Below are 20,271 nucleotides of genomic sequence, written 5' to 3'. Positions count from 1 at the left end.
TGTGTACCTGCTTATTTCCCGCTCAACACTCTGGCAGGATCGATGCGGCTGGCCCGGCGTGCGGGATACCAGCTGGCGATCAGGCTGAGGGCTAGAGCCGTGACCAACACCAGAATGACGTCGGCGGCATGCAGTTCCGACGGCAGGAAATCGATAAAGTAAATATCGCCGGACAGAAAACGGTGGCCGATTATCGTTTCGATACCGCGGATCAGCGGCGTGAGCTGCAAGGTGGCGATAATCCCAACGATGGCTCCCAGCACGCTGCCGAGCAGGCCCGCCAGCAGACCGTACCAAACGAAAATGGCGCGAATCAGTCCGTCACCGGCGCCCAGCGTTCGTAATACGGCGATATCGCTGCTTTTGTCTTTCACCGCCATCACCAATGTGGAGACAATATTGAAGCTGGCGACGCTTATCACCAGCACCATCGCCAGATACATAATGGTGCGGATCATCTGGATATCGCGGTACATATAGCCGTAAGTACCAATCCAGCTGCGGATGTAAACGTACTCTTCTGTTACCTTACCCGCATCGCGCACCAGTTGGTTGGCGGCGAACACGTCATCCATCTTCAGCGCCAGACCGGTCACCGCATCGCCCATATCCAAATAATCCTGTGCATCTTTCAACGGCACTAACGCCAGACTGTGGTCGAGCTGCCCGCTCAGTTGAAGAATACCGGTGACATGCAAACGAATGCGCTTAGGCTGTAGCAGCTTCATTTGCGGATCGCTGTTGGGGATCATGACGGTCACCCACTCGCCTTCCTTCACACCCAGAGCATCGGCCACGCCTTTTCCCAGCACGACCTGCTGCTCGTCGGCCTGAAAGCGGCCCCAGGCATCGTTAAGCACGAAGTGCGGCAACGCGCTTAAACGCAGTTCCTGCTGCGGGTCGACCCCTTTGAACTGAATTGCCCGCAGGTTGGCACCGTGTTCCAGTAATCCGGTGAAATTGATGTAAGGCGCAACCGCGGCAATGCCCGGCACCGCTTCGACCTTCGGAATCAATGCCTGCCAGCCATTGAAGGGCGGATTAACGGCCTCGATTTCTCCGTGCGGCACCACGGCCAAAATACGATTTTTCAGTTCGCGTTCGAAGCCGTTCATCGCACTTAAGCCGACGATCAGCACCGCGACCCCCAACGCAATCCCGAACGTAGAAATCGCCGAGATCAACGACACCATACCGCTGCGACGCCGTCCCCGACTGAACCGCAATCCCACCCGGAGTGAAAGTGGAGGAAAACTCATTGCGGCGCCCCCACCAGCGTCAGTTCCTGCTGCAGTTGACCGTCGCGCATTTCCAACTGGCGGCTGAGGCGATGCGCCAGCTGTAAATCATGCGTCACCACCAGAAATGCGGTGCCCTGACGCACGTTGAGTTCGCCCAACAGTTCAAAGATGGTATCGGCAGTGCGCTGATCGAGGTTGCCGGTCGGCTCATCGGCCAGCACCAAAGAGGGGTTGTTGACCAGCGCGCGGGCTATCGCGACGCGCTGGCGCTCACCGCCGGAAAGCTCCGCAGAACGGTGGTGACTGCGTCTTTCCAGTCCGACGGCCGCCAGCATTTCACGCGCCTGATCTTTAGCTGCTTTCGGCGACGTTTTACCGATCAAGAGCGGCATCGCCACGTTTTCCAGCGCGGTGAAATCCGGCAGCAGATGATGGAACTGGTAGATGAAGCCCAATTCGCGGTTGCGCAGCGCCGCTTTGGCCGCGGGCGAAAGCGTGTTCAGGGGTTTGTCTTTAAAAATCACCTCGCCGGATGTCGGCGTATCCAGGCCGCCCAGCAAATGCAACAGCGTGCTTTTGCCGGAACCCGAACTCCCGACTATCGCCATCATTTCGCCCGGCGCCATGTCAAACGAGACGTCCTTCAACACATCGGTCGCTACCTTCCCGTCCTGATAGCGCTTGCACAAATGGCGGCACTGTAACAGTAAAGTCTTATTCATAACGTAAAGCCTCAGCAGGATGGACGGCGGCGGCGCGCCAGGAAGGATAAAGCGTGGAGAGCAACGCCAGCAGCATCGCCACGAGGGCGATAACGGTCACCTGCAGCGGCTCAATCACAACCGGCAGAGATCCACCGTCGATGAGCAGCCCCAGCAACGGCAGCAGCGTATTAAGCTGGCTGGCCAACAGCACGCCTACCAACGCGCCGACCAGCGAACCGAACACGCCGGCTCCGCCGCCCTGAACCATAAACAGCGCCATGATCTGACGCTGCGTCAATCCCTGAGTTTGTAAAATCGCCACTTCTCCCTGTTTCTCCATCACCAGCAGTCCCAGCGACGTGATAATGTTAAAGGCCGCCACAGCCACGATGAGACTCAACAACAGCCCCATCATATTTTTTTCCATTCGCACCGCCTGAAACAGCTCGCCCTTACGCTCGCGCCAATCTTTCCATACGGTTCCGGCGGGCAACGACTGCTGACTGAGCGAATCTACCGCCAGCGGTTCCTGCAACCAGAGCCGCCAGCCGGTGATGTTACTGAGCGGGTAGCGCAGCAGTCGAGAGGCGTCCTGCTGATTGACCAACAACTGATAGCCGTCCACCTCGCTTTGCGCGGCAAACGTTCCCGCCACGGTGAACAGGCGTTGGCTTGGAATTCGGCCCATCGGCGTAAGCTGGCTGGCGCTGGTCACCATCAGGCGCAGCTGTTCGCCGCGTTTAACACCCAGTTGACTCGCCAACTGTTCGCCCAAAATGACCTGATAGGCCCCCGGTTGCAGTTGCTGCTGACGGGTGTTGACCAGATAGCGCGACAACGGCTCGTCTTCGTCCGGGTTGACGCCCAGCATCACGCCCACCGCGACGCCACGCGCGCTTTGCAACACCACGTCGCCCGTCGTCAGGGGCGCAATGCGCGTCACGCCTTTAAGATTTTGCAAATTGGAAGCGGGAAGTTGGTCAGGGTTCAATGACCCCTGGGGCGTGGTGATCAACGCCTGAGGCATCAGTCCCAAAATGCTTTTTTCGAGTTCTCGCTCGAATCCGTTCATCACGGAAAGGACGGTGACCAACGCCATCACACCGAGGGTGATGCCGATAGCCGACAGCCAGGAGACAAACCGCCCAAAGCGGTCAGAGGCACGCCCGCGCATGTAGCGAAGGCCAATAAATAACGCGACAGGTTGATACATGAAATCCGTCTGGATGAGGTTGCTAAAGCAAAGTGATCAAGGATAATAAAGGGTAGTACCGCTTTATGGAACCCTAACTATCTCTCTCTCCGGCTTTTTCTTAGAGGGGTCGAGATTAAGACCTGATAATCAGACTATGCCTGAACAATACCGTTATACCTTGCCACGCAAAGCGGGAGAGCAGCGCCTGCTAGGCGAATTGACCGGCGCGGCGTGCGCTGTTGAATGCGCAGAAATCATTGAACGTCATACAGGGCTGGTGGTAATGATCGCCCCGGATATGCAAAACGCGCTGCGGCTTCGCGACGAAATCCAACAGTTTACGGATCGGCCGGTCACCACCTTGCCGGACTGGGAAACCTTGCCCTACGACAGCTTCTCACCTCATCAGGAAATTATCTCTGCCCGCCTCGCGACATTATATCAGCTGCCGCTGATGGAGCGCGGCATGCTCATCCTGCCGGTCAACACGCTGATGCAGAAAGTCTGCCCGCATACGTTCCTGCATGGGCATGCGCTGATGTTGAAGAAAGGCCAGCGCCTGTCCCGCGACAAACTGCGCGCACAGCTAGAACAAGCGGGCTATCGCAGCGTGGATCAGGTGATGGAACATGGCGAGTTCGCCACGCGCGGCGCGCTGCTCGACCTGTTTCCGATGGGCAGCGAAGAACCGTTCCGCATCGACTTCTTCGATGATGACATCGATAGCCTGCGGCTGTTCGATGTGGATACCCAGCGGACGCTGAACGAGGTCGACCACATCAGCCTACTGCCCGCTCACGAGTTCCCAACGGATAAAGACGCCATCGAGCTGTTCCGCAGCCAGTGGCGCGAACAATTCGAGGTGCGCCGCGACCCGGAACACATCTATCAGCAGGTCAGCAAAAACACCTGGCCCGCCGGGATAGAGTATTGGCAACCGCTGTTTTTCAGCCAGCCCCTGCCCTCGCTGTTCAGCTACTTCCCGCGAGGGACGCTGCTGGTCAACAGCGGCGATTTGCAGCACAGCGCCGAACGGTTCTGGCAGGACATTCAACAGCGCTATGACAGCCGCAGCGTCGATCCGATGCGTCCGCTGCTGGCGCCGCCCGTCTTATGGCTACCTGTCGACACGCTGCTGAGCGAAATCAAGCAGTGGCCGCGCGTACAGCTGCGCGCGGAGTCGCTGCCATCGAAAGCCGCCAACGTCAATCTGGGCTACCAGACGCTGCCTTCACTCGCCGTCGAGCATCAGCAGAAATCCCCGCTCGACGCGCTGCGCCGCTTCGTGGAACAGTTCAGCGGCCGCATTATCTTCTCGGTGGAAAGCGAAGGCCGACGGGAAACGCTGCAGGAACTATTGTCACGCATCAAACTGGCGCCGAAGCCCATTGGCCGTCTGGAGCAGGCGCAAGAATCCGGCTGCTATCTGCAGGTCGGAGCGAGCGAGCACGGATTCGTGGATACCCTGCGACGCTGGGCGCTGATATGCGAAAGCGATCTGCTGGGTGAGCGCATCAGCCGACCGCGTCAGGACAACCGCCGCGCCATCAATACCGAAACGCTGATCCGCAACCTGGCGGAGCTGCGCACCGGTCAACCGGTCGTGCACCTGGAACACGGCGTGGGACGCTATGCCGGACTTACTACCCTTGAAGCGGGCGGCATCACGGCGGAGTACCTGATCCTGCATTACGCGGGTAACGACAAACTCTACGTGCCGGTTTCCTCGCTGCATCTGATCAGCCGGTATGCGGGCGGCAGCGATGAAAACGCGCCATTGCACAAGCTGGGCGGCGACGCCTGGGTACGAGCCCGTCAAAAAGCCGCCGAAAAAGTCCGAGATGTCGCCGCCGAGCTGCTGGATGTGTATGCCCAGCGCGAGGCCAAGCGCGGCTTCGCCTTCAAGCATGATAAAGCCCAATACCAGCTGTTCTGCGAAGGGTTCCCGTTCGAACCCACGCCGGATCAGGCTCAGGCTATCAACGCCGTGCTGAGCGACATGTGCCAACCGCTGGCGATGGATCGCCTGGTGTGCGGCGATGTCGGCTTCGGAAAAACCGAAGTCGCCATGCGCGCCGCCTATCTGGCGGTCGAGAACCACAAACAGGTCGCCGTCTTAGTCCCCACCACCCTGTTGGCTCAGCAGCACTTCGATAATTTCCGCGACCGCTTCGCCAACTGGCCCGTTCGCATCGAGATGATCTCCCGCTTCCGCAGCCAGAGCGAGCAGTCACAGGTGCTGGAACAAACGCGTGAGGGTAAAGTCGACATTCTCATCGGCACCCATAAGCTGTTGCAGAGCGACGTTCATTGGCACGATCTCGGCCTGCTGATTGTGGATGAAGAGCACCGCTTCGGCGTGCGCCACAAAGAGCGCATTAAAGCCATGCGCGCCAACGTCGACATACTGACGCTGACCGCCACGCCTATCCCGCGAACGCTGAATATGGCCATAAGCGGTATGCGCGATTTATCGATCATCGCGACCCCGCCGGCACGTCGTCTGGCGGTCAAAACCTTCGTTCGCGAATATGACAGCCTGGTGGTCCGAGAAGCGATTCTGCGCGAAACGCTGCGTGGCGGTCAGGTGTATTACCTGTACAACGACGTCGAAAACATCGAAAAAGCGGCGCAGCGACTGAGCGAGCTGGTGCCAGAGGCGCGGATCACGGTCGGCCACGGGCAGATGCGCGAACGCGATCTCGAGCGGGTGATGAACGACTTCCACCACCAACGTTTCAACGTGCTGGTGTGTACGACAATCATAGAAACCGGCATCGATATTCCCAGCGCCAATACCATCGTCATTGAGCGCGCCGATCATTTTGGTCTGGCGCAGCTCCATCAACTGCGTGGACGCGTCGGCCGCTCTCACCACCAGGCCTACGCCTATTTGTTGACCCCGAATCCGAAAGCCATGAGCTCGGACGCGCACAAACGTTTGGAAGCTATCGCTTCGCTGGAAGATCTTGGCGCAGGCTTCGCGCTGGCAACTCACGATCTGGAGATCCGTGGCGCAGGCGAGCTGTTGGGCGAAGGGCAAAGCGGACAGATGGAAAGCGTCGGCTTCTCGCTGTACATAGAGCTGTTGGAGAGCGCGGTCGAATCCCTCAAGGAAGGTCGGGAGCCTTCGCTGGAGGATCTGATCAGCAACCAGACCGACGTGGAGCTGCGTCTGCCTTCCCTGCTGCCGGAAGATTTTATCCCTGATGTGAATACCCGCCTGTCGTTCTATAAACGGATCGCCAGCGCCCACGGCGACGGTGAGTTAACCGATCTCCGAGCCGAGCTGATTGATCGCTTCGGCCCGCTGCCGAACGCCGCTCGCAACCTGTTGCAGATTGCCGCACTGCGTCAGCAGGCGCAGTCACTGGGCATCAAGCGGATCGAAGGACACGACAAAGGAGGTTTTATTGAGTTCAGCCAGAATAACCGCGTCGAACCGAGCTATTTAATTGGCCTGCTGCAGCGAGAATCCGGCGTCTACCGGTTGGATGGTCCAACTCGCCTCAAGTTCATTACCGATCTGAGCGATCGCCCTGCACGATTAACCTTCATGCGCGAGCTGTTGACCTCGATGGCGCAGCATACATGCCCGGCCTGAAGCGCGTAACCGGGTATGACGGGCGAGTGCGTCTGTCTCCCGTTTGACTGACAGGACCCCGGTTCGAACCGGGGTCTTTCCATTTCACGCGCTGATTCATCGCTTGTTCCCGCGCGATAACACTCTGCTCGCCATGCCAGGCTCTCCCGTTGGCGCCCTCCACCTTTAGACGCACACCCTCGTCAGTACGCACTATCAAGGTGCACCAAAACGCTGTCCGACGGGCGATGCGCATAGTGTTTAATTCTTTTCACTCTCTGGCGCCTTGCCCAACGAGGGATCGCCTTCCGTCAGATTTGGGTACACGCATCATGGCATCAATTTTGCCTGGTGACGCAGCCCGCCGGACGGCAGCGCTCATCGCATCGGCCGAGCTGGCCCGTTACCGCGTGAATTCCAAGAAACGTTCTACGCTTAAGCGGTCAATACTTAAACAATGGAGTACACCATGAAAATAACGACATTGGTCTCGGTTATTCTGACCGGAATCGCTTGCCATGCCGCCTATGCCGCAGACACTAGCGCTTCGACCAACGATACACTGAAAAAAATCAAAGCACGCGGGTTGATTGTGGTCGGGCATCGCGAGTCCTCCGTCCCCTTTTCCTATCTGGACAACGATCAGAAAGTCGTCGGCTATTCGCAGGAGTATTCGAATGCCATTGTCGATGCCGTGAAAAAACAGCTGGGCCTGCCTAATCTGACGGTGAAAATGGTGCCGATTACCTCATCCACCCGTATTCCCCTGCTGCAAAACGGTACGATAGATTTTGAGTGCGGTTCGACCACCAACAATGCGGAACGTCAGCAGCAGGCCGCGTTCTCTAACTCCATCTTTATCGTGGGTGGAAAACTGTTGGTCAGAAAAGATAGCGGGATCAGTGACTTTAGCGACCTCGCCGGTAAGCCGGTAGTGACAACGGCGGGGACTACCAACGAAATCCTGCTTAACAAGCTGAATGATAAGAACAATATGCAGATGCGCATCATTCCAGCTAAAGATCACAGCGATGCATTCAGAACGCTGGAAAGCGGACGTGCCGTGGCTTTCTATATGGATGATCCTCTGCTGGCCGGAGAACGCGCCAAGGCGAAGAAACCGGATCAGTGGGCTATCGTCGGCACCGCACAGTCTCACGAGGCATACGGCTGTATGCTTCGCAAGGACGATCCGGCATTCAAGCAATTGATGGACTCGACGATTGCTCAGGCGCAGACTCAGGGCGAAGCGGAGAAGTGGTATCAGCGCTGGTTTAAGCAGCCTATCCCCCCGAAGAACATCAACATGAACTTTGAGATGTCCGAGGATATGAAAGCCCTGTTCAAGGCGCCGAACGATCGTATTCTGTAGTCAATTCCCCTCATCGAGCCAAGCGTTTTGTGGGGGAATTTTAACTGATTAGCGCTGCTGGTTCCGCCCGAACGCACTTCGAACGGAACCAGCGCGGATTGAGAAGGTTTTGAGGAGGGGTTTAAATCTGCTCGCTCAGCACCAGTTGACCATTTCGGTCTAGCGGGATTTTCGTACCGGGATCGCGTTCCATACGCACTTTTCCTTCCTGGTCACCAATCCTGTAGGTAACGTCGTAACCCAGTACTTTTTGCGACTTGTCATACACCGTCTGACAGCGCTGCTGAGTGGAAGAATAGGTATCACGCTCCTGCATCTTGCCCTGCACTTGATGACCCGCGTAACCGCCCGCTAAGGCACCCGCTACCGTAGCGACGTCACGACCACGCCCGCCGCCGAATTGATGACCTAAAACGCCCCCGGCAACCGCGCCGAGCACCGATCCGGCAATACGGTTTTCATCTTGTACTGGCTGTCTATGGGTCACCGTGACATTGCGGCACTCCTGCCGCGGCGTCTTGACGGTTTCTTTGATCGGTGTGGCAGCCAACACCTGGGCATACTGCGGCTTAGGCGAGAAGACATCCATACTGGCTACAGCGGCTACCCCAAGTGCGGCGGCAACGCCGATCCCCACGCCTGCTAACATTGACTTGTTCACAGGAAACCTCCTGAATAAATATTCACGCATTCTCCATCTCGCCCTAACGCCATCCTGTGATAACAGACCTGTGCAGAGCAGTGATGATTATGCCAAAAGCGCTAACTTTCGGGTGATCCGGCGTGCGTGCAACGCCGTTCGTAAACAGGAGGAAGTCTGCACAAAGTGATTTTGAGGAACAATAGGATTAATTAACCAAACGCCGATCGACGTCCGCAAAGATTGAGATTTGGGATTTTTCTTATCAGGTTCGGCAAAAATGGGTAAATATAACTATTTTAAAAACAATCAATTAACGCCGCCCGTCATAGAGACTGGCGGCCGGGATTAGGCAATTAGTGCAGTTTCAGCCTGGGTCGAATGACCCGGTTGATACGTCCAACCAGCATCATCAGACCGGTTCTGATATAGCCGTGCAACGCAATCTGATGCATGCGGTACAAGGAGATGTAAACGAAACGCGCAATCCTCCCTTCGACCATAACGGAGCCGCGCATCAGGTTGCCCATCAGGTTGCCGACGGTGCTGTAGTTGGAGAGCGAAACCAGCGAACCGTGGTCTTTGTAAACATAAGATTGCAGCGGTTTACCGTTTATCAGCGCCATGATGTTATCAAAGCAGAGCGACGCCATCTGATGCGCGGCCTGAGCGCGAGGTGGCACAAAACCGCCGCCTTCCTGCGGGCAGGACGCACAGTCCCCCAGCGCGAAGATACTTGCATCACGCGTGGTTTGCAGCGTGGGAGCCACTACCAGCTGGTTGATGCGGTTGGTTTCCAGACCGGCAATATCCTTCATCGCATCCGGCGCTTTAATGCCCGCGGCCCAGACCATCAGATCGGCATCGACGAACTCTCCGTCTTTGGTATGGAGACCGTGGGACTCGGCGCTGGTCACCATGGTTTTAGTCAACACTCGGACGCCGATGTTTGTCAGTTCCTGATGGACGGCCGACGAAATACGCGGTGGTAGCGCGGGCAGAATACGTTCACCCGCTTCGACCAGCGTAACGTTCAGCGTCTGATTATCCAGCGCGTTGAAACCGTAGCTGTTCAACTGTTTGACTGCGTTATACAGCTCGGCAGACAGCTCGACTCCCGTCGCACCGCCGCCGACGATAGCGATATTGACGCGCTCTTGGCGGCTTGGGTCAGCGTTGAATTTGAGGAACAGGTCCAGCATTTCGTTGTGGAAACGACGCGCCTGTTTGGGGTTGTCCAGGAAGATACAATGTTCTTTCACGCCGGGAGTACCGAAGTCGTTGGAGGTGCTGCCCAACGCAACCACCAGAATATCGTATTGCAACGTGCGCGCGGCAACCAACTGCTCGCCGGCATCGTTGCGGATTTCGGCCAGCTCTATCTCTTTTTGTTCGCGATTAATGCCCGTCAACGTCCCCATCTGAAACTGGTAATCATGATTGCTGGCGTGGGCCAGATAGCTCAACGAGTCCATATCATCGTCCAGAGAGCCGGTTGCCACTTCATGCAGCAACGGTTTCCACAAATGGCTCGAATTGCGATCGACAAGCGTTATTTCGGCTTTGTTTTTACGGCCTAGTTTATGCCCGAGGCTTGTTGCAAGCTCCAATCCGCCAGCGCCACCGCCGACAATCACAATTTTTTTGATTGGCAAAGATGTCAAAATGACCCCCCTGAAGAATAGGTAAGCCCACGGTTAACAAAGGAAAGTCACAATATCCTTATATAACATGTGGTTCTATAAAGTTAGTCGGAATCTACGGGCAGGATATCATGGCGGGTCATATGGTCATACCAAAATTGATATATATCAATTCTTTTTGCTATTTCTTAAGCATCCGCTGAAAAATAGTTTTCAGATACAATGAATTAAAAAAACTGAAACGATTCGTTTAACACCCAAAACTTGAGCCTGCTTCAGCGCGTATCAAACAAGGTGAGGAAGAGAGAAAATCATCGAGGCGTCCCAACGTGGTAGAACGCCTAGATCCTGCGGAGTGGTTAAGGTTCAGCTACTTTGCCGCCTTAAGCGCCTGCCAGCGCTCATTAAGCGTTGTCAATTGCTGACTCACGCGTTTCCAACGCGGGGAATCCTGCAGTTCACGGCGCGTGAAATGACCACGGTGTCTCAACCGTTCAAGCCCCGGCACTTCGCAATGAGGCAGGTGATCCAGCACGCTGATCGCCCCCGCACGATGATTGCACACTAATATCATGTCGCAACCGGCTGACAGAGCGGCTTGCGCGCGTTCGGGATAGCTGCCCATGACCGCCGCGCCTTCCATCGACAAGTCGTCGGAAAAGATGATGCCGTCAAATTTCAGTTCCTGACGCAAAATGCGTTTCAGCCAGTATGGTGAACCGCTGGCCGGCAGCGGATCGCCTTCCGTGTAAATCACATGCGCAGGCATAATAGCGTCTAGCTGTCCGCGCTTGATCAGTTCGCGGAACACCGACATGTCCCGTTCCCTAATCTGGGCCAGCGGACGAGGGTCTCGCGGGGTCTCTTTGTGCGAGTCCGCGCTCACCGCGCCATGACCCGGGAAATGTTTGCCCGTCGCTTTCATTCCCGCCGAGTGCATGCCGGTGATGAATCGATCCGCCACCGCCAATACGGTTTGAGGATCGTCATGAAACGCACGCTCGCCTATAGCAACGCTCTGATAACCCACATCCAGTACCGGCGCAAAGCTAATATCGATATCCATCGCGATGATTTCCGCCGCCATCAGCCAACCGCCCTCTTCCGCCAGCGCTTCAGCCTCCGCTAAATCGTTCAATGCCGCGAAAGACTGCGCTGCCGGCAGCGCAGTGAAACCATCGCGGAAACGCTGAACGCGGCCTCCTTCCTGATCGACGGCGATCGCCAGCGGCTGTCGCGCCGCCTGACGTATCTGACGCACCAGCTCGCCGAGCTGATCCGCATCGTGAAAATTCCGGCTAAACAGAATTACACCGCCAACCAGCGGATGTGCCAGCACCTCGCGATCTTCGGCATCCAGCTCATAGCTGGCCACATCTAACATTAACGGACCCACAACAACCTCTTTCATCTGTTTTTATTTGCCCGCCGTACTTACCAGGGCAAGCCTAATTTCAACCGCAACGGCGTTGCAGCCTGCAAAAATGTCGTCTGGCGCGTCTGCTGCCAGCGCACTTCGTACCACATCAGCATAAGAAAATCGACCCAGGGCAGCCACTGCTGTATCCGCACGCTCAATAACCGCGGCGACATACCGGGCCATTGGCGACAATAATCCGCCAGGAATCGCTGCTGTCGTTCCGGCGCCAGCGCATTCGCACGGAACAGGGCCGCCAGCTCTAAAGCGATATCACCATCGGCCGCATATTCCCAATCAATCAGACGCCAGTTTTGCGAATGATGAACAAGGTTGTCCGGATGTATGTCCAAATGCAGCGGCGCGAGGATGGACGCTGGCGGCAAGGGGCGGCTTAGCCAACTTTTTAGATGATGCAGCAGTTTGGGCACGCGCCGGTCGGGAGACATCGTTTGCCAATGGCGGGCCAGCAGCGCTTTCAACGGCAACGGAAAACCGTAGCGGGGTTGATGATGCAACACCGCCAACCGCGCCGCCAGTTCGCCGTTGCGCACAAGATCGGCGAACTGGGATTCCGTGGCGACGCTCCCATCCAGCCACTCCACTAGCAGCCACTGACCGCACAGACCAATAGGCTTCGGTGCCAGCCCACATACGGACAACTGGCGCAAAACACGAAATTCACGCCGCCGATCTCCGCCCAGCTGCGCGACGTCACGCGATTGCTTACGTGCGAGCCAATCGCCCTCCGGCGTATGCACCCGCCAGCTTTCTGCGCTGAGACCTCGCACTTCGGACAAACAAAAACCGGCGGTCGACGCCGGTTTTTGTCGTTTAAGCAACGCGAGGAGCGCTGATTGAGTCATTGAGCCTTACTCATGAATCACACCGCTGCCGGACCAGACGATTTCACCCGTCTGGACCAGCATCAATTGCAACTCCAGCTCAGGAGATTTCACGTCGCCGCTGGCGTCGCTGTATAGCACATACTGCGCCCCGACGTAGCGCGCCAGTCCAATCGCTTTGCTGCGCGAGCCCAGGCTATCTTCCGCAGACAAGCCCAAGGCCTGCCTCGCAACACCCAATTGCTGACGCGACACCAGCGTGAACACCGGATTAGAACCCAGCGCATTATACAATGCCGTGGTCGCTTTTCCGGTCTGCAGCGAACCATTGGTACTGTTCTTCACATTATCGAGTAGTAGTAAACTGCCGTTAATGATCCCTTCCGTCTTCAACATCTGATCCACCAGCGGGGAAACGCTGGCCTGCCAGTCCAGAGACTGAAGTTTAGGCGGCGAAGGTATCGGCTCAGACTGAGGAGGCAACGGCTGCGAAGGCGCCGTCGGCTCTGCCGTTTGAACGGGAGCAGGCGGCTGCTCTGGTTGTTGCTGGCGGCTGGTACAACCTGCAGCGATCAGTGCAAGCAGCAACACGCCCAGATATTTCTTCATGATTTTCCTCTCAACAAACCCAGGCAGAAATGACGACACGCTAATGAGCCGCAACGGCATAGCGATATTTTTACATGACAACGTCACACATCAAATAGCCAGCAACGGCCCCAGCGCACAGCCGCCCAGCAAATGCATGTGCACATGGTAGACCTCCTGCCCGCCATGACGGTTACAGTTGATGACCAGACGATAGCCATCGTCGGCGATCCCTTCCTGCCGGGCGATTTTGCCCGCCACCGTAATCATACGTCCCAGCGCGGCTTCATGCTCGGCCGTGGCATCGTTGACGGTAGGAATCAGAACGTTCGGTATGATGAGAATGTGGATGGGTGTGCGCGGCGCGATATCACGAAACGCAGTTACCAAATCGTCCTGATAAACCACATCCGCTGGAATTTCCCGCCGGATGATTTTACTGAAAATCGTTTCCTCAGCCATGATAATTGTCCTTTGAATACCCGCGCCATCTGGCGCACTGTTATGAAGTATGAGCGATAAATCTGATGGTTTTCAACTATCTTCGTTTTTTACCACCGCATTGGCGTATTACAGAGCAAACGCGGTTTCCGGCATACCGAGTGCCCCCCCCGCTTCGACAATCTTCCGCCACTCCCGATCGGATATTGTGATGCCTTCGACCGTTCGCTGGCGGTAAGCGTCAATTTCCGGCTCACCCGCAATCAGGATAGGCGCGTCGGGATCGGGCGTCCGCGAAGAGCGCACATAGTCCAGCATGGCATCATATTCCCGTTGCAGCCACGCCATTCCGACCAGTTGCGCCGGGTCGATGACGATGGTCGTCATATTATTAACGATAGCCCCGGCGCGTTCGTTTTCAGGCTGGATCGTGCCGCCGCCGGATAAAATGCCCGCCAGGAGTTCAGCCGCCAGAATTAATCCTCCGCCCTTATGCCGGGCGATGGGTCGTAGCGCGCCGGGGTGTTCCTCATTCCACATCACGCTCGGATCGTTGGTCGGACGGCCTTCGCTGTCGAGCATCACCTCCTCGTCGAAGGTTTTCCCCGCCAGATATGCCACACGGGTTTTGCCGAGGGCGACCATGCTGGTCGCAAAATCAAGAATGAACGGCGGATTTTCGCTGCTCCCAGGAAACGTAATGCAAATGGGATTGGTGCCGAAGCGACTTTCGCCGCCGTTAAACGGTGCCACGATGGGTGGAAGATCATTAACGTTGACGAAGTGGATGGCAATCAGCCCCTCTGCGGCCGCCATTTCGCCATAGGTGCCGATACGTCCGAGGTGGCAGGTCGACGATAGCGTCATCAGACAAACGCCTGTCGTTTTAACGCGCTCGATAGCTGCTTGCATCGCCTCTTTGCCCGTGCGCTGGCCAAAACCACGATCGCCGCTGAACTGCAACACGGCTCCCGCATCTTTGATCAGTCGCGCAGGCGTATTAGGATGCATAGCGCCTTGCCCCACAAAGCGAACGTACTCCGGCAGCATCCCGACGCCGTGGCTATCATGCCCCTTCAAATTAGCGCCAACCAGATGCGCCGCCACACAGTCGGATTCACGCTCATCACATCCAAGCTGCTGCAATAACTGCTGTGCCACCTGTGTTAAACGTTGTGCTGATATCTGCATTGTCATTTTCCCAAGGGTAAGAGGTGAGATTATCCTACTGCCGAACCTCGTCTCGGGGGAATGTTCTTGTGACTTGGTTTGATCTTAGGGGGGAATCGCGACCATTAAAAAAGGGGCTTACGCCCCTTAGTTTGATTCGTTTGAAATCTGGCTGTCAGCTGTTGCGGATGAAGTCGTCCATATCCGTTTTCAGGTTATCAGACTTGGTGCCGAAAATAGCCTGCACGCCTGAGCCAGCAACAACGACGCCCGCTGCGCCCAGACTTTTCAGTCCCGCCTGATCCACTTTGGTGACATCCGCTACGCTCACGCGCAGACGTGTGATACAAGCATCCAGGTTGGTAATGTTGTCTTTGCCACCAAACGCCGTCACCAGCGCCGCAGCCATTTCACCACCGCCGGCAATAGATTTGTCTTCCGAGGCCGCTTCACGACCCGGCGTTTTCAAATTCAGTTTGGCAATCAGTACGCGGAAGATGGTGTAGTACACCAGCGCGTATCCCAGACCGACGATCGGGAACAGCCACAGTTTGCTACCGTTACCACTCAGTACGATGAAGTCGATGAGGCCATGAGAGAAGCTGGTACCGTCACGCATCCCTAACAGAATACAGATCGGGAATGCCAGACCAGCCAGAATGGCGTGGATGACATACAGCAGCGGCGCGACAAACATGAAAGAGAATTCAATCGGCTCGGTAATTCCGGTCAGGAATGCCGTCAGCGCAGCTGAAATCATGATCCCCGCGACTTTGGCACGGTTTTCCGGTCTTGCAGAGTGCCAAATAGCAATCGCCGCCGCCGGCAGACCATACATTTTGAATAGGAAGCCGCCGGACAGTTTGCCCGCCGTTGGGTCGCCCGCCATGTAGCGAGGGATATCGCCGTGGAAGACCTGACCCGCTGCGTTAGTGTATTCGCCGATCTGCATCTGGAAAGGGACGTTCCAGATGTGGTGCAGACCGAACGGCACCAGAGAACGTTCAATCAGGCCATACAAACCGAAAGCCACCACCGGATTCTGGTAAGCGGCCCACTGCGAGAACTCCTGAATGGCCGTACCAATCGGCGGCCAAACGAAGGACAGCGCCACACCCAACACAATGGCGCACAGACCCGAGATGATCGGCACAAAGCGTTTACCAGCAAAGAAGCCCAGATATTCCGGCAATTTGATGCGGTAAAAGCGGTTGAACATGTAGGCTGCGATGGAACCGGCGATGATCCCGCCGAGAACTCCGGTATCCGCCAGATGCTTCGCTGCAATCTCTTCGGCCGGCAAATGCAGCACCAGCGGTGCGACGACGGACAGCGTTTTCACCATGATGCCGTAGGCAACCACGGCAGCCAGGGCGGAAACCCCGTCGTTATTCGTAAACCCCAGCGCCACGCCGATCGCGAAGATCAACGGCATATTGGCAAATACAGATCCACCCGCTTCCGCCATGACATGGGAAACAACGGCGGGCAACCAGCTAAAATTGGCCGCACCGACGCCCAGCAGAATACCTGCGATGGGCAACACGGATACCGGCAGCATTAGCGATTTACCTACTTTCTGCAGGTTTGCAAATGCGTTTTTGAACATAATTGAGTGTGCTCCTGAGTGATAGTGCTTTACTTCTGATACGTCATGCGAAGGTGGGAGGATATCCTTCAGAGTGCAAGGATGTCTCAGCATCCTTTTATTTTTTACGCAGGGTAAAATAAATGTTGAGCCTAATGTTTGATAGCTGTCACGTTTCAACACAACAACGCGCTGTATTTATTACATGAGTTGCATTTTTTGTGATCAACATCTAAAAACACTAACAAATTCCAGGCATCTTTCTGAAGACCGGCTACCCATCTACCCAATTAATTACGAAGTCCGAAAAAAACCGACCCTGCTTATCCACAGCTGGCAGAACTCAACCGTGCAGGATCGATGTGGAATAGGTCCGCAAAGTTGGCGCTGGTGGTTTCCGCCAGCGTGTCGAGGCTGACATTTTTAAGCACCGCCAGATACTCCGCCACATCGCGAACGTAGGCTGGCTGGTTTTCTTTGCCCCGATACGGCACCGGTGCCAACCAGGGGGAATCCGTTTCGATCAGCATGCGGTCCAACGGCACATACCGCGCCACCTCTCGCAGCGCCTCTGCCGCGCGAAAGGTCACGATACCGGAAAACGAGATATAGAATCCCATATCCAGCAGCTTCTCGGCGGTGTCTTTATCTTCGGTGAAGCAGTGTAAAACACCGCAGCATTCGTTGGCGTGTTCCTCCGCCAGAATAGCCAGCGTATCGGCGCGCGCTGAACGCGTATGGACGATGACCGGCTTGTCCAGCTCACGTCCGATGCGTATATGCTCACGGAAAGAGGACTGCTGACGAGCTATGGCCTCCGGGTCCTGTTCGTAGTGATAATCCAGCCCGGTTTCACCCAGAGCGACCACCTCGGGCAAGACGGCCAGTTCACGCAATTCAGCGTAGTCATAAGGCTCTTCCACGCTGAGGGGATGCACGCCGCAAGAAAAGGCGACGTTCTCTCTTTCGCCGATCAAGGTTTTCATCGAGCGGAAGCCCGGTAAGGTGGTGGCGACGGCCAGGAAGAAACGAACATCCCGCTCTTCGGCTTTCGTCAGCACATCAGAGACGTCTCGGTGCAGAGAATGATAATCAAGACCATCGAGATGGCAGTGGGAATCAACGAACAACATAATGGCTATCCGATAGTGTTAGGCAGTAAAAGGATGAGGCAACCGGGGAGACGATTCCGACAAACTCTGTTCCCAGTCAAGCAACAGAGAGGTCAGCAGCAGTTCCCGATTGGCTCCCGTGATGGTGCGTAGCTGGTGGCGACACTGCAACCAACGTTGCAGCGCGAACAGCAGTTGGTCAGGAGTCAATGCCCTCGCCAGCTGTTCAACCAGCGCAAGCTGATCCTGATTGACTAAATGTGAGCTCGCACTCTGATGGCATTTCAACGCATCCAAAAATAGCGAAGCCACCCAATGAATACGTTCATCGGTATTGTCTCCGTTTAGCGGCGTCACCAGAGACAACATGTCCCGCTGAGCCAGACAAGCCGAAAGCGACTGGCACAGCGTGAGACGGGGTTTCCACTGTCCCGGTTGCAGTAGATGCTCCGCCGCCAGCGGCGCTCCCGCATAAAGTCGCAACGCCGTGTACAACGCCGGCTCGTCCGTATGTCCGCGTTGACGCAGCCAATGCATGGCGTGCGCCTCCTCTGGGACAGGCAAGTAAGAGTACGAACACCGGCTGCGCAGCGTCGCCAACAGCCGCGACGGATCCCGGCAACCCAGAATGAAATAGGTGTCCTGAGGCGGCTCTTCAAGCGTTTTCAGTAGAGCGTTAGCCGCCGCTTCGGTCAACAACTCAGCCTGAGGCAGGCTAACGACTTTCGCCCCACCCTGACGCGAACGCTGATACACTTTTTCGAGCACTGTACGCACGACATCCACACCCAGGCTCTGTTTGCCTTTTTCTAGGGTGAGGGTATGCCAGTCCGGGTGCGTGTCCGCGCTCATTAACCGGCATGAGTGACAGTGCCCGCAGCTTTTCATTCCCTCCGGCTGTCGGCACATCAGCCAGCGGCTCAAAGCATAGCTTAAGGAAGACTCGCCCATTCCGGCCAGCGCATGGATAAGCAGCGCATGGTGACCTCGACCGGCCTGATGCTGCGTCAGCAACTGGCGGTAGGGGGCATTTAGCCACGGATACCATTCCATCAGCCCGATTCCCCACAGGTCAGGCCAAGATGAGTCAACCACTCGGCGAGCGCCTGATGAATATCTTGACTCACGTTCTCCAGCGTTTGCCCGGCATCGATCGTTACAATACTGGGATCGTCGGCGGCCAGCGCCTGATAACGTGCTCGGGTGCGGTCGAAAAACGCCAGCGACTCCTGCTCAATACGATCGAGCGCTCCGCGCTGACGCGCTCGCTGTAAGCCAACGGCCGGAGGAAGATCGAGATAGAGGGTCATATCGGGCCGAAAATCGCCCAGTACCGTGTCGCGCAGTGACGTCATCAAGGCGTGATCCATTCCGCGACCGCCGCCCTGATAGGCCTGAGAGGAGAGATCGTGACGATCGCCGACCACCCAGGCGCCCCGCCGCAACGCGGGCTTAATGACGTTTTCCACTAATTGCACCCGCGCGGCGTAGAGCATCAACAGTTCAGCCTTGTCCGTTAGTTTTTCACCTTCAATCCCTTGTTTAATCAGGGTTCGCAATTGCTCAGCCAGCGGTGTACCGCCCGGCTCTCGGGTGAAGACGACATCTTCAATGCCAAACTGACGCAGGGTAGCCACCACCACATTACGAGCGCTGGTTTTTCCGGCCCCTTCCAGCCCTTCGATGACAATGAATTTACTGTGCATGCTTTTCCTTTACGGCTACCGACGCGTTACGGTATTCCCGTACCGCGCGATTGTGGTCGGATAAATTGGTGGTGAACGTGTGTCCCCCCTTTCCATCCGCAACAAAATAGAGATAGTGCGTTTTTTCCGGATGCGCCGCGGCGTCCAACGACGCTCTGCCCGGCATGGCTATCGGCGTCGGCGGCAGACCGCTGATGACGTAGGTGTTATATGCTGTCGGCGTATCAAGAGCGCTGCGCGTGATGGTGCCATTATAGCGTTCTCCCATGCCGTAAATCACCGTAGGATCCGTCTGCAAACGCATACCTAAGCGCAGGCGGTTGATGAACACGGACGCAATCAAGGCTCTTTCGCTGCCGATGGCCGTTTCCTTTTCAATGATCGACGCCATCGTCAGCAACTCTTCCTTATTTTTGTAAGGCAGCCCGTCCTGGCGCCCTTGCCAGACTTCATCGACGATTTGATCCATACGCTGGAAGGCGCGCGCCAGCAAAGTTTTATCCGCCATGCCGGCGGTGTGCAGATAGGTGTCCGGATAAAACCAGCCTTCAGGATTGCTCTGGTCCTTGATGCCGATCGCCTCGGCAATCTCCTGCGGGCTCTTGCCGGTCAGCGTTTTTTTGAGATAAGGCGCCTGCTGTATCGCCGCCAACCAGTCACGCAGTCGCGATCCTTCAACAAAACGAATGGCGAACTGCGCCTCTTTACCACTGTCCAGCAAGGCCAGCATCTGGCGAACCGTCATTCCGGGCTGTAGACGGTAGGTGCCGGCTTTGAAATTGGCCAGATCGGGTTCCAGCCGCAACAATACGGGAAAACGCCAGCTGGCCGATAGAATCTGCTGATCAGCGAGTCGTTGTGCAAGCGCTTCGTGACCGGCTCCCGCCGGGAGAGTAAAAATGGTTTCCTGAGTGATCTTGAGCGAAGAGGCGGCGAACTGCTGAATCTGTTTCCACAGAATAACGGCCCCAACAACCGCGAGACAGATGCACCCAATTCCGATTTTCAATCTCTTCATAACATTTC

Annotated in this window: 17 protein-coding genes; 2 read left to right on the top strand and 15 right to left on the bottom strand. The window is 56.3% G+C overall.

The annotated features are described in order from the left end of the window. Positions 1 to 11: 11 nt before the first annotated feature. The 3 genes from lolE to lolC are packed head-to-tail and all read right to left on the bottom strand — an operon-like array spanning position 12 to position 3,158. A complete protein-coding gene (lolE, locus tag I6N93_RS06760; protein WP_085684483.1) occupies positions 12 to 1,259 on the bottom strand; it encodes a lipoprotein-releasing ABC transporter permease subunit LolE in 1,248 nt (415 codons plus the stop codon). Further along, the gene (gene lolD / locus I6N93_RS06755; RefSeq protein ID WP_085684485.1) at positions 1,256 to 1,963 is read right to left on the bottom strand and encodes a lipoprotein-releasing ABC transporter ATP-binding protein LolD; all 708 of its coding nucleotides are present in this window, start codon (positions 1,961 to 1,963) and stop codon (positions 1,256 to 1,258) included. Before lolD ends, lolE begins: the two co-directional genes overlap by 4 nt. Beyond that, positions 1,956 to 3,158, bottom strand: a complete 1,203-nt coding sequence (gene lolC / locus I6N93_RS06750) for a lipoprotein-releasing ABC transporter permease subunit LolC (RefSeq protein ID WP_112111535.1) — start codon at positions 3,156 to 3,158, stop codon at positions 1,956 to 1,958. Before lolC ends, lolD begins: the two co-directional genes overlap by 8 nt. A gap of 136 nt (positions 3,159 to 3,294) precedes the next feature. Between lolC and mfd the strand changes: the two genes are divergently transcribed. Continuing rightward, on the top strand, positions 3,295 to 6,744 hold the full coding sequence (mfd, locus tag I6N93_RS06745; RefSeq protein ID WP_085685938.1) for a transcription-repair coupling factor: 3,450 nt from the start codon (positions 3,295 to 3,297) through the stop codon (positions 6,742 to 6,744). A gap of 448 nt (positions 6,745 to 7,192) precedes the next feature. Beyond that, positions 7,193 to 8,095, top strand: a complete 903-nt coding sequence (locus tag I6N93_RS06740; RefSeq protein WP_085685939.1) for a glutamate/aspartate ABC transporter substrate-binding protein — start codon at positions 7,193 to 7,195, stop codon at positions 8,093 to 8,095. A gap of 121 nt (positions 8,096 to 8,216) precedes the next feature. Here the strand turns inward: I6N93_RS06740 and I6N93_RS06735 are convergent, their stop codons facing one another. From I6N93_RS06735 to mltG, 12 genes are all read right to left on the bottom strand, one after another. After that, positions 8,217 to 8,756: a glycine zipper 2TM domain-containing protein gene (locus I6N93_RS06735; RefSeq protein ID WP_085685941.1), complete on the bottom strand. Its 540-nt coding sequence runs from the start codon at positions 8,754 to 8,756 to the stop codon at positions 8,217 to 8,219. Positions 8,757 to 9,091: 335 nt separating this feature from the next. Next, positions 9,092 to 10,399 carry an NAD(P)/FAD-dependent oxidoreductase gene (locus I6N93_RS06730; RefSeq protein ID WP_085685943.1) on the bottom strand — a complete coding sequence of 436 codons (1,308 nt, stop codon included), beginning with the start codon at positions 10,397 to 10,399 and terminating at the stop codon, positions 9,092 to 9,094. A 349-nt stretch (positions 10,400 to 10,748) separates the two neighbouring features. Beyond that, positions 10,749 to 11,774: a beta-N-acetylhexosaminidase gene (nagZ, locus tag I6N93_RS06725; protein WP_085685945.1), complete on the bottom strand. Its 1,026-nt coding sequence runs from the start codon at positions 11,772 to 11,774 to the stop codon at positions 10,749 to 10,751. Positions 11,775 to 11,812: 38 nt separating this feature from the next. Then, on the bottom strand, positions 11,813 to 12,661 hold the full coding sequence (locus I6N93_RS06720) for a phosphotransferase (protein ID WP_085685947.1): 849 nt from the start codon (positions 12,659 to 12,661) through the stop codon (positions 11,813 to 11,815). Between the two features lie 6 nt (positions 12,662 to 12,667). Continuing rightward, positions 12,668 to 13,249: a penicillin-binding protein activator LpoB gene (lpoB, locus tag I6N93_RS06715; RefSeq protein WP_085685949.1), complete on the bottom strand. Its 582-nt coding sequence runs from the start codon at positions 13,247 to 13,249 to the stop codon at positions 12,668 to 12,670. Between the two features lie 90 nt (positions 13,250 to 13,339). Then, complete coding sequence (gene hinT, locus I6N93_RS06710) at positions 13,340 to 13,690, bottom strand: purine nucleoside phosphoramidase (protein ID WP_085685950.1); 351 nt, start codon at positions 13,688 to 13,690, stop codon at positions 13,340 to 13,342. A 108-nt stretch (positions 13,691 to 13,798) separates the two neighbouring features. Continuing rightward, on the bottom strand, positions 13,799 to 14,860 hold the full coding sequence (locus tag I6N93_RS06705) for a malate/lactate/ureidoglycolate dehydrogenase (RefSeq protein ID WP_085685952.1): 1,062 nt from the start codon (positions 14,858 to 14,860) through the stop codon (positions 13,799 to 13,801). Positions 14,861 to 15,014: 154 nt separating this feature from the next. Further along, entirely contained in the window at positions 15,015 to 16,448 is a 1,434-nt protein-coding gene (ptsG, locus tag I6N93_RS06700; RefSeq protein WP_085685954.1) for a PTS glucose transporter subunit IIBC, read from the bottom strand. Positions 16,449 to 16,750: 302 nt separating this feature from the next. Next, positions 16,751 to 17,560 carry a metal-dependent hydrolase gene (locus I6N93_RS06695; RefSeq protein ID WP_085685956.1) on the bottom strand — a complete coding sequence of 270 codons (810 nt, stop codon included), beginning with the start codon at positions 17,558 to 17,560 and terminating at the stop codon, positions 16,751 to 16,753. Positions 17,561 to 17,578: 18 nt separating this feature from the next. Beyond that, positions 17,579 to 18,592 (bottom strand): DNA polymerase III subunit delta', encoded by a 1,014-nt coding sequence (gene holB, locus I6N93_RS06690; protein WP_085685958.1) that lies wholly within the window; start codon positions 18,590 to 18,592, stop codon positions 17,579 to 17,581. Further along, on the bottom strand, positions 18,592 to 19,245 hold the full coding sequence (gene tmk / locus I6N93_RS06685) for a dTMP kinase (protein ID WP_085685960.1): 654 nt from the start codon (positions 19,243 to 19,245) through the stop codon (positions 18,592 to 18,594). The genes holB and tmk overlap by 1 nt, the downstream gene beginning before the upstream one ends. Next, entirely contained in the window at positions 19,235 to 20,263 is a 1,029-nt protein-coding gene (gene mltG / locus I6N93_RS06680; protein WP_085685962.1) for an endolytic transglycosylase MltG, read from the bottom strand. The genes tmk and mltG overlap by 11 nt, the downstream gene beginning before the upstream one ends. Positions 20,264 to 20,271: the final 8 nt, after the last annotated feature.

Origin of the sequence: Lonsdalea populi (assembly GCF_015999465.1) — a bacterium.
Classification (GTDB): domain Bacteria; phylum Pseudomonadota; class Gammaproteobacteria; order Enterobacterales; family Enterobacteriaceae; genus Lonsdalea; species Lonsdalea populi.
The sequence above is the reverse complement of the archived record's forward strand: the minus strand, read 5'-3'. Positions and strand labels throughout refer to the sequence as shown.

Excerpts from the sequence above, each read along its gene's own strand:
- lolE (WP_085684483.1), bottom strand. The coding sequence starts at position 1,259 with ATGAGTTTTCCTCCACTTTCACTCCGGGTGGGATTGCGGTTCAGTCGG.
- lolD (WP_085684485.1), bottom strand. The coding sequence starts at position 1,963 with ATGAATAAGACTTTACTGTTACAGTGCCGCCATTTGTGCAAGCGCTAT.
- lolC (WP_112111535.1), bottom strand. The coding sequence starts at position 3,158 with ATGTATCAACCTGTCGCGTTATTTATTGGCCTTCGCTACATGCGCGGG.
- mfd (WP_085685938.1), top strand. The coding sequence starts at position 3,295 with ATGCCTGAACAATACCGTTATACCTTGCCACGCAAAGCGGGAGAGCAG.
- I6N93_RS06740 (WP_085685939.1), top strand. The coding sequence starts at position 7,193 with ATGAAAATAACGACATTGGTCTCGGTTATTCTGACCGGAATCGCTTGC.
- I6N93_RS06720 (WP_085685947.1), bottom strand. The coding sequence starts at position 12,661 with ATGACTCAATCAGCGCTCCTCGCGTTGCTTAAACGACAAAAACCGGCG.
- lpoB (WP_085685949.1), bottom strand. The coding sequence starts at position 13,249 with ATGAAGAAATATCTGGGCGTGTTGCTGCTTGCACTGATCGCTGCAGGT.
- hinT (WP_085685950.1), bottom strand. The coding sequence starts at position 13,690 with ATGGCTGAGGAAACGATTTTCAGTAAAATCATCCGGCGGGAAATTCCA.
- I6N93_RS06705 (WP_085685952.1), bottom strand. The coding sequence starts at position 14,860 with ATGCAGATATCAGCACAACGTTTAACACAGGTGGCACAGCAGTTATTG.
- ptsG (WP_085685954.1), bottom strand. The coding sequence starts at position 16,448 with ATGTTCAAAAACGCATTTGCAAACCTGCAGAAAGTAGGTAAATCGCTA.
- I6N93_RS06695 (WP_085685956.1), bottom strand. The coding sequence starts at position 17,560 with ATGTTGTTCGTTGATTCCCACTGCCATCTCGATGGTCTTGATTATCAT.
- holB (WP_085685958.1), bottom strand. The coding sequence starts at position 18,592 with ATGGAATGGTATCCGTGGCTAAATGCCCCCTACCGCCAGTTGCTGACG.
- tmk (WP_085685960.1), bottom strand. The coding sequence starts at position 19,245 with ATGCACAGTAAATTCATTGTCATCGAAGGGCTGGAAGGGGCCGGAAAA.
- mltG (WP_085685962.1), bottom strand. The coding sequence starts at position 20,263 with ATGAAGAGATTGAAAATCGGAATTGGGTGCATCTGTCTCGCGGTTGTT.